Source organism: Lysobacter zhanggongensis (assembly GCF_046638635.1).
GTDB lineage: Bacteria > Pseudomonadota > Gammaproteobacteria > Xanthomonadales > Xanthomonadaceae > Novilysobacter > Novilysobacter luteus.
Genome location: NZ_JBJXHK010000087.1, coordinates 1 through 8,279 on the forward strand (window position 1 = coordinate 1; position 8,279 = coordinate 8,279).

General features: G+C 70.5%; 6 protein-coding genes. 1 reads left to right on the top strand and 5 read right to left on the bottom strand.

What is annotated here, in order from left to right:
• The 4 genes from tsaB to mrcB form a co-directional block, all read right to left on the bottom strand.
• On the bottom strand, nucleotides 1-519 hold a 519-nt coding region (gene tsaB / locus ACKVMH_RS11525), incomplete at its 3' end, for a tRNA (adenosine(37)-N6)-threonylcarbamoyltransferase complex dimerization subunit type 1 TsaB (protein WP_412700393.1).
• Nucleotides 516-2,609, bottom strand: a complete 2,094-nt coding sequence (locus ACKVMH_RS11530) for an ATP-dependent DNA helicase (protein WP_412700394.1) — start codon at nucleotides 2,607-2,609, stop codon at nucleotides 516-518. The genes ACKVMH_RS11530 and tsaB, both read right to left, overlap by 4 nt.
• A gap of 1 nt (nucleotide 2,610) precedes the next feature.
• Nucleotides 2,611-3,156, bottom strand: coding sequence for a hypothetical protein (locus tag ACKVMH_RS11535; RefSeq protein WP_412700395.1), 546 nt, complete (start codon nucleotides 3,154-3,156; stop codon nucleotides 2,611-2,613).
• Nucleotides 3,153-5,552 (bottom strand): penicillin-binding protein 1B, encoded by a 2,400-nt coding sequence (mrcB, locus tag ACKVMH_RS11540; RefSeq protein WP_412700396.1) that lies wholly within the window; start codon nucleotides 5,550-5,552, stop codon nucleotides 3,153-3,155. Before mrcB ends, ACKVMH_RS11535 begins: the two co-directional genes overlap by 4 nt.
• 137 nt (nucleotides 5,553-5,689) lie before the next feature.
• Here mrcB and ACKVMH_RS11545 point away from each other — a divergent pair, with 137 nt between their 5' ends.
• Nucleotides 5,690-7,786, top strand: a complete 2,097-nt coding sequence (locus tag ACKVMH_RS11545) for a glycosyltransferase (RefSeq protein ID WP_412700397.1) — start codon at nucleotides 5,690-5,692, stop codon at nucleotides 7,784-7,786.
• Between the two features lie 3 nt (nucleotides 7,787-7,789).
• On the opposite strand, the gene ACKVMH_RS11550 is transcribed toward ACKVMH_RS11545, so the two are convergent.
• The coding region (locus tag ACKVMH_RS11550; protein ID WP_412700398.1) for an ACT domain-containing protein at nucleotides 7,790-8,279 on the bottom strand (490 nt) is incomplete at its 5' end.

Genomic DNA, 8,279 nt, shown 5'->3' on the forward strand with positions numbered 1-8,279 from the left:
CCGGGCCAGGCGCGACTGGAGCGCACCGTCGCAGGCCGCCAGCCCGGTTCCGACGGCATGCCAGCCATTGGCCCCGCCGGGCAGCTCGACCGCCTCCGGCGGACCGACGCTTTCCGCCGCGAGCAGCGTCTGCGCGTCTCCTTCGCGCCGATAGGCCCCGGCGTACACCTCGCCCATGCGCGCGTCGATGCTGGCCAGCACCAGCCCCTCGCCGGCCTGCCATGCCAAGGCCGCCAGGGTCGATACCGCAACCATCGGCCGGTCCAGGGCGAGGGCGATGCCCTGCCCGACCGCGATGGCCAGCCGCACGCCGGTGAAGGCGCCCGGTCCACGGCCGATGGCGATGACGTCCAGTTGCGATTTCGCCAAGCCGGCCTCGGCCAGCAGGGCGTCCGCCCACGGCAGCGCGAGTTCGGCATGGCGGCGGGGCGCGACCTCGAAGCGCTCCCGCACCTCACCGTCATCCCATAGCGCGACCGAGCAGGCCTCGGTCGCCAGTTCGAACGCAAGCAGTTTCATGGCATCTCCGGTGCCGGCGCGACGGCCGATTCTGGTGCAAAGAACGCCTCGACATCCTCGAGCTGGCGCGTCCTGGGCAGCGGCGGCAGCGAGTCCATGAACACCCGCCCGTAGCTCTTGCCCACCAGGCGGGGATCGCACAACACCAGCACGCCGCGATCGGACTCGCTGCGGATCAACCGGCCGGCGCCCTGCTTGAGCGCGATCACCGCCTGCGGCAACTGCTCATCGCGGAACGGGTTGCCGCCACTGCGCCGGATCGCTTCCAGCCTCGCTTCGAATACCGGGTCGTCCGGCGCACCGAACGGCAGCTTGTCGATGACGACCACGCTGAGCGCATCGCCGGCGACGTCCACGCCTTCCCGGAAGCTCGCCGCGCCGAGCAGGACGCCATTGCCGGACGCGCGGAAGCGCTCGAGCAGCACCGGCCGCGGCGCCTCGCCCTGCACGAACAATGGCCACGGCGCCGGGTCCGCCGGGTCGCGCAGCAGCGCGGCCGCCTCGCGCAGTGCGCGGTGCGAGGCGAACAGCACGAAGGCACGCCCGGCCGACGCCGCCAGCACGGGCCGGACCGCGTCGATGATCGACGCGGTGTAATGGCGCGCCGACGGCTCGGGCAATCCGCGCGGCAGGTAGCACAGCGCCTGGCGCGGCCAGTCGAACGGGCTCGGTGCGAGCAGGGTCTCCGGCTCCTTGAGGCCGAGCTTGATCGCGAAATGTTCGAAACGCCCACCGATCGCGAGGGTGGCCGAGGTGAACACCCACGCCGCCTGCGAGCGCGCGCGGTGCCTGGCCAGCGGGCCGGCGACATCGAGCGGGGTGCGGCTCAGCCGGAACCCGCGGGCGGTGAGTTCGTACCAGAGCACGCTGGCATCGTCGTCGCTGGCCAGGGGGCCGCGGTCGTCGGGGGGCGACCCGTCCTCATCCGTGGTCCCGTCGGTCGCTACGGAAGTCGTGTCCGGGTCGGCATCGGTATCGACGTAATCGGCATCGTCGCCATCCGCGTCGCGCCAGCGAAGCAGGCGTTGTTCGAACTCCTTCGCCCGTGCGGTGCAGCTGTCGAAGCCGGGTGCCGCCTCGCGCAGCGGCAGCAACGCCGCGTGCAAGGTCCGCAACGCGTCCAGCAGGCCGTCCAGCGCGGCTTCCGCGTTGCCGTCCTCGGCTGCCCGTCGGCGGGTGCCACGGACCGGCAACTCGTCCATCGCCGCGCGCAGGCCGCGAACGGCCTGTTCGAGCGCGCGGGTCGGTTCCTGCAGCACCGCCAGCGCGCCGGGCGCCTGCTTGCACTCGGCCAGCGCATCGCGTGCCAGCTCGACCAGCGGCCGCGCGCTCAGTGCCTCGCCGAAAAACTGCGCGGCCAGTTCGGGCAGCTGGTGCGCCTCGTCGATCACGAAGGCCTGCGCCCCGGGCAGGATCTCGCCAAACCCTTCCTGCTTCAGGGCCAGGTCGGCCAGCAGCAGGTGGTGGTTGACCACCACCACGTCGGCCGCCTGCGCGCGCTGGCGTGCCTGCACGACGAAGCACTCGTTGAAGAACGGACACTCGCTGCCCAGACAGTTGTCGGCGGTGGAAGTGACCATCGGCAGCAGCGGCGAGTCGTCCGGCAGCGCTTCCAGTTCGGCCAGGTCGCCCATGCGGGTGCGCCCGGCCCAGGCGACGATGCGCTGGAACTGCCCGGCCATCTCGCGGCTGTGGAAACGCCCCTCGCCCTTCGCCTGCTCCAGGCGGTAATGGCACAGGTAGTTGGCCCGGCCCTTCAGCAGTGCCGTCTTGACGCCGATGCCGAGCGCATCGCGCACGCGCGGCAGGTCGCGGTGGTACAGCTGGTCCTGCAGCGCGCGGGTGCCGGTGGAGATGATCGTCTTCAATCCCGACAGGATCGCCGGCACCAGGTAGGCGAACGTCTTGCCGGTACCGGTGCCGGCTTCGGCCAGCAGCACGCCCCGGCGATCGAAGGCGCCGGCGATGGCGGCGGCAAGGTCCTGCTGCGCGGAACGCGGCGCGAACGCGGCGATGTTGCGCGCCAGGTCGCCGCCCTCGCTCAGCGCCGCGTGGCTGGCGGTGCCGAGTCGGCTGCCTGCCTCACCCATCTCAGTAACGCGGGGGCGGGGTGACGGTGCAGGCGTCGCGCGCGCTGCGGGCGTCGGTGACCGTGGCGGCGACGACGGCTGCGCCAGTCGCGGGATCGATGCGTGCGGGCGCGCGGGCCTGCGCGACCTGGGCCACCGTTTCCCAATGGCGGCGACACAGAGGGCCGACTCCGGCACCCAACCCGGCGGCCTGCCGGGCAAGTCGTTCGGCAAGGTCGAGGTCGCCCAGCAGCAGTGCGACCTCCGCGCGCTCCTGCAGCAACGCCGGATCGGCCGGGCTGATGGCGAGCGCCTGGTCGAGCCGCTGGGCCGCCTCGGCGGCCTGGCCCTGCCGACGCAGGTTATCGGCGTCGGCGCGCAAGTCCTGCACCTGCGGATTGCCAAGCGGGCGCACGACCAGCTCTTCCGTCGCCGCGGCGCCGGCCTGCTCGATCGCCGCGAGTGCGGCGGCGGCATCGAACGCGGGCAATTCGGGCTCCGACGGAGCGCTTGCACAGCCCGACGCCACCACCACGGCCAATGACAGTGCAGCCAGCCGCGGGGTCACGGGACCTCCACCGGTTGCGGGCTCGGTTGCGGTTCCGCCTCGCGCGCGTCGTCGTCGCGGCCGAAGCCGAACCAGTCGCGCCAGCTGCGGCGCTCCTCCTCCTGGTAGACCGGCTCCGGCGGCTGGCACGACTGGAACGCCGGCGCGAAACCCGCCACGAAGGCGAACCGGCGCGCACCGGCGCAGCCTGCGTCAGTGGCGTGCGACCCGACCACCCACTGCCAGTCGAGGCCGTCGTCGCTGACCTCCAGCGGTGCGCTGGGCAAACGCTTGAAGACGCTGGACCAGACCCGCATGCCACCGGTCGAGCCGTACAGACCGGTCGGCTCGTTCTGGTCGTTGCCGACCCAGACCACGGCCAGGTGGTCGCCGGTATAGCCGGCGAACCAGCTGTCGCGGCTGTCGTTGCTGGTACCGGTCTTGCCGGCCGCGCCGAGCCGGCCGAGCCCGTCGGACACCAGTTGCCGTGCCGTGCCGCTGGAGACGGTGTGCTGCAGCGCCAGGGTGATCAGCCGGGCCGCGATGGCATCGCCTTCCTGGGCGGGCGCGGGTTCGGTGTCATACCGGTTGAGCGCGCGGCCGTCGGCGTCCAGCACGCCGCGCACCGCGTGCAGCGGCTGGATCTCGCCGCCGGATGCGAGGAACTGGTACAGCTGCGCCATCGCATACGGGCTCTGGTCGACCGAGCCCAGGATCAGTGCCGGGTTGGGCTTGGCCTCGATCCCCGCCAGCGTACGGATCAGGTCGGCGATGCGGCGTGCATCGACCTGCATGCCGACCCGCACCGTGGCCTGGTTGTAGGACCGCGCAAGCGCATCGATCAGCCGGACGGTGCCGTGGCTGCGCCCGTCGGAGTTGCCGGGGCTCCACTCCTTGCCGTTGCCAAGCGCGACGGTCACCGGCGAGTCGTCGACCCAGCTGGCCAGCGACCAGCGGTCCGGCTGCGCCAGCGCGAGCAGATAAACGAACGGCTTGAGCAGCGACCCGACCGGTCGCAAGGCGTCGATGGCGCGGTTGAAGCCAGGCTGCGACGGCGTGCCGCTGCCGACCACGGCCAGCACGTCGCCGTTGTGTACGTCGGTCAGCACCAGACCCGCCTGCAAGTCGGGCCGGTTCTTGCTGTCCAGGCTTTCCAGCGTGCTGGTGACCGCGCCCTCGGCATAGGCCTGGGCCGATGGCGACATGCCCGACATCACGCTCAGGCCCGCACCGACGAGCGCGTCGGCCGGGTAGTCGGTGGCCAGTTGCCGCCGGACCAGGTCGACGTAGGCGGGGAAGCGGTTGGCCGAGTGGCCCGGCTGGCCGGTGACGCCCAGCGGCGCCTTGAGGGCGCGCTCGTATTCGGCGTCGTCGATCAGGCCGGTCTCGTGCATCTCGCCGAGCACGAAATTGCGTCGCTCGGTCGCGCGCTCCGGGTGGCGGCGCGGGTCGTAATAGGAAGGCCCGCGCACGATGCCGACCAGCAGGGCGATCTGCTCGGTACTGATGTCGGACAGGTCGCGGCCGAACCAGAACTCCGAGGCCGCTGCCACGCCGTGGATCGCCTGCGCGCCGCGCTGGCCCAGGTAGACCTGGTTGAAGTACGTCTCGAGGATGGTCTGCTTGTCGTAGCGGGCCTCGATCAGCAGGGCGTAGATCGCCTCGTTGAACTTGCGCGTCCAGGTCTGCTCGGCACCGATGCCAAGCAGGCCGCTGCGGGCGAGCTGCTGGGTCAGCGTGCTGGCGCCCTGGCGGGTCTCGCCGGCCTTCAGGTTCACCCACGCGGCGCGCATGATGCCGCTCAGGTCGAGCCCGTGGTGGTGCGCGAAATCGCGGTCCTCGACCGCCTGCAGGCCGGTGACCAGCAGCTCCGGGACTTCCTCGAGCTGCACCAGCCGGCGCTCTTCCTGCTTCTGCCCGTACAGGGTCGCGATGCGGGCGGGGTCCAGCCGGGCCGCCTTGAGCGACTTCTCGCTGGCGACGTCACGCACGCCCGAGACCTTGCCGCCCGACAGCGTCACCGCGACCCGGCGTGGGGCCACGGGCCCGTCGACGTCGTTGAAACCGCGGCTGGAGATCAGCCAGCGCCCGCCCTCGGTCGAATACGTCCCCGGCCGCACGCCGTCGCCGGGGTGGTAACCGGCGGCATCGAGTTCGGTGGTGAGCGTCCGCTTGTCCAGCGCCAGCCCCGGCGCCAGCTCCAGCGGCCGGCCATAGACGCGGGTCGGCAGCTGCCAGCGCAACTGGTCGAAGCGCTCGCCGACCTCGTGGTTGAGGTACAGCGAATAGGGAATCAGGAACCCGAGGCCCAGCCCGATCGCCGCCAGCACCCAGGTGACCAGGCGTCGTCGCCAGTTCGGACCATCGCCGTGACCTGCGTCGCTGTCGTCGTGTTCTTCGTAATCGGTTCGGGCCACGGCGTGGGAGAATGGCAGGGCAAGGCCCTCGTCCGGCCGAGTCTAACGCAGCGGGCATGAGGCACTGTCGCGCCCCGCGGGCGGATTCGGCGCGAGTTCAGCCCACCATTGCCGCCCCCTGCCGGAGCCCGTACTGCATGCCGATGTCCGCGACCCACCTGCGGTTCCTGATCAATCGCGGAACCGGACTGGTGCGCCGTGGGCTGGCCAGCCTGCGCACGCGCGGATGGCGCGCCTCGTTGGCGCGTGTGCTCAAGCAGTTCAGGCGCGTCCCGCAGGCGCAGCGGGTCGCGCTGTACCGGCCGGAAGGCGGTCCGTTCGTCCCGTTCGCGGTGCCCGGCAGCACCACGCCGGTGGCGAGCATCGTCATCCCGGTGTTCAACCAGTTCGACCACACGCTGGAATGCCTGCGCGCGCTGGCCGAGCATCCCCCGGCGGCCGCCGTGGAGATCATCGTCGTGGACGATGGCTCCAGCGACGCAACGCGCGATGCGCTGCCCAGGATCGATGGCCTGCGCACGCTGCAGCGCGAAAGCAACGGCGGCTTCATCGCCGCGTGCAACGACGGCGCCGCCGCGGCGAAGGGCGAGTACCTGGTCTTCCTCAACAACGACACCGTGCCGCAGCCCGGCTGGCTCGACGCGTTGCTGGCGACCTTTGCCGAACATCCGCGCGCGGGCCTGGTGGGCGCACAACTGCTCTACCCCGACGGCCGCCTGCAGGAAGCCGGGGGGGTGGTGTTCCGCGATGGCAGCGCCGACAAGTTGGGACACCTCGAAGCGCCTGGCCACCCGTCGTTCAACCATGTCCGGCGAGTTGACTACTGCTCCGGGGCGGCGTTCGTGCTCCCGGCCGCGGTGTGGCGGGAAACCGGTGGCTTCGATAGCGAGTACTCGCCCGCGTTCTATGAGGACACCGACCTGTGCATGCGGGTGATCGCCCTTGGCCGGCTGGTCCTGTGCAATCCAGCTGCACGCGTTGTCCACACCGAAGGCGCGACGACGGGCACCGACGTGCGCGTCGGTATCAAGTCCTACCAGTTGATCAACCAGCGAAAGTTCAAGGATCGCTGGGCGTCTGCCTTGGCGCGCCACCCGGACCACAATGCGCCAGCCGCGGGCATCACCGATCGTCTCTACGCCCGAACCATCCTCATCATCGATGCACTGGTGCCACAGCCGGACCGTGATTCGGGCTCGCTACGACTGGTGAATCTGATGCGGCTCCTCATCGAGGAAGGGGCTCATGTCGTATTTGTTCCTGCCAATGACTCGGAACACTGCATCCAGGCGCTGCAGCAACTGGGCGTCGAGACTTGGTGCGGCCGATTCCTGGGAGGCATGCCCGGCTGGCTGCGTACTCATGGCCCCCGCTTCGACACGGTAATGGTGTGTCGACACTATGTCGCCCGGGAAATGTTGCCACTTGTCCGCCGCTACGCACCGCAGGCACGCCTCGTGTTCGATACCGTCGACCTGCATTACCTGCGTGAGCAGCGGGCTGCCGAGGTCTCGGGCGATGCGGCCGCGGAACGCACGGCCCGCACCACCCGAACCCTCGAACTGGACATCGTGGCCCGGAGTGACGTGACGCTGGTTGTCAGCGAGGTCGAACGCGAATTACTCCGAACAGAAGTACCTGACGCGGCCGTGGAGATCATCTCGAACCTGCATGAGCCGGTGCCAGGCGGCCGGGACTTCAACGAACGCGCGGACATCCTCTTTGTTGGAGGTTTCCGACACCCGCCGAATGTCGATGCGGTTTGCTGGTTCGTCGACTCGGTGTGGCCGATGGTCAGGGAGCGCGCACCCGGCGTGGTTTTCCATTGCATCGGTGGAGATGCGCCGGAACGTGTCCAGCGGCTCGCTGAAGAGCGCGACGTCGTTGTGCACGGACACGTTCCTGACCTGTCGCCGTTCCTGCAGAGCGTGCGGCTGTCAGTAGCGCCCTTGCGATACGGCGCTGGCGTCAAGGGCAAGGTGAACCAGGCGATGGCACACGGGATTCCGGTGGTCGCGACCGGTTGCGCTGTCGAGGGCATGCACCTTCACGACGGGGTCGATGTGCGCATTGCCGACACGCCCGGCGCGTTCGCCGAAGCGGTCATCGACCTCTACCAGGGCCGCGTGTTGTGGGAGCGTCTGGCCGAAAACGGGCGCCGGAACGTCGCGAGGCATTTCTCCGCCGACAGCGCCCGGGGAACCGTACGCCGCGTCCTCCTGCGCGAGTCCTGAGCCTCACGTCCGCCGCGCCTGTTCCACCCCTGGGAGCGCGGCCAGCTTGCCGAGCAGCGCCGACAGTTGTCCGTAGTCGGAAACGCGCAGGCGCATCCTGAAGCGCACGCGTGCGCCGCTGCGGCCGGCGTCGCTGCGGATGCCGGCGACGTGCACGTTGGCCTGGGCGATGACGTTGGTGATCTCCTTCAGCAGCCACTTGCGGTCGACGGCCATGACCTCGACGTCGACCTCGTAGGCGGTGGCATCGACGCCCCACTCCACCGGCAACGAGCGCTGCGGCTGGTTGGCGACGAGGCGGCGGAACGCAGCGCAGTCGGCCCGGTGCACGGTCACGCCGCGGCCGCGCGTGAGGTAGCCGGCGATCGGTTCGCCCGGCAGTGGCTGGCAGCAGCGCGCGAGCTGGACCAGCAGGTTGTCGACGCCCTGCACGGTGAAATCCCGTGCACGGGCACGCGGAGCCGGTCGCGGCGCGGGGGTCGGCAGCGGCGCC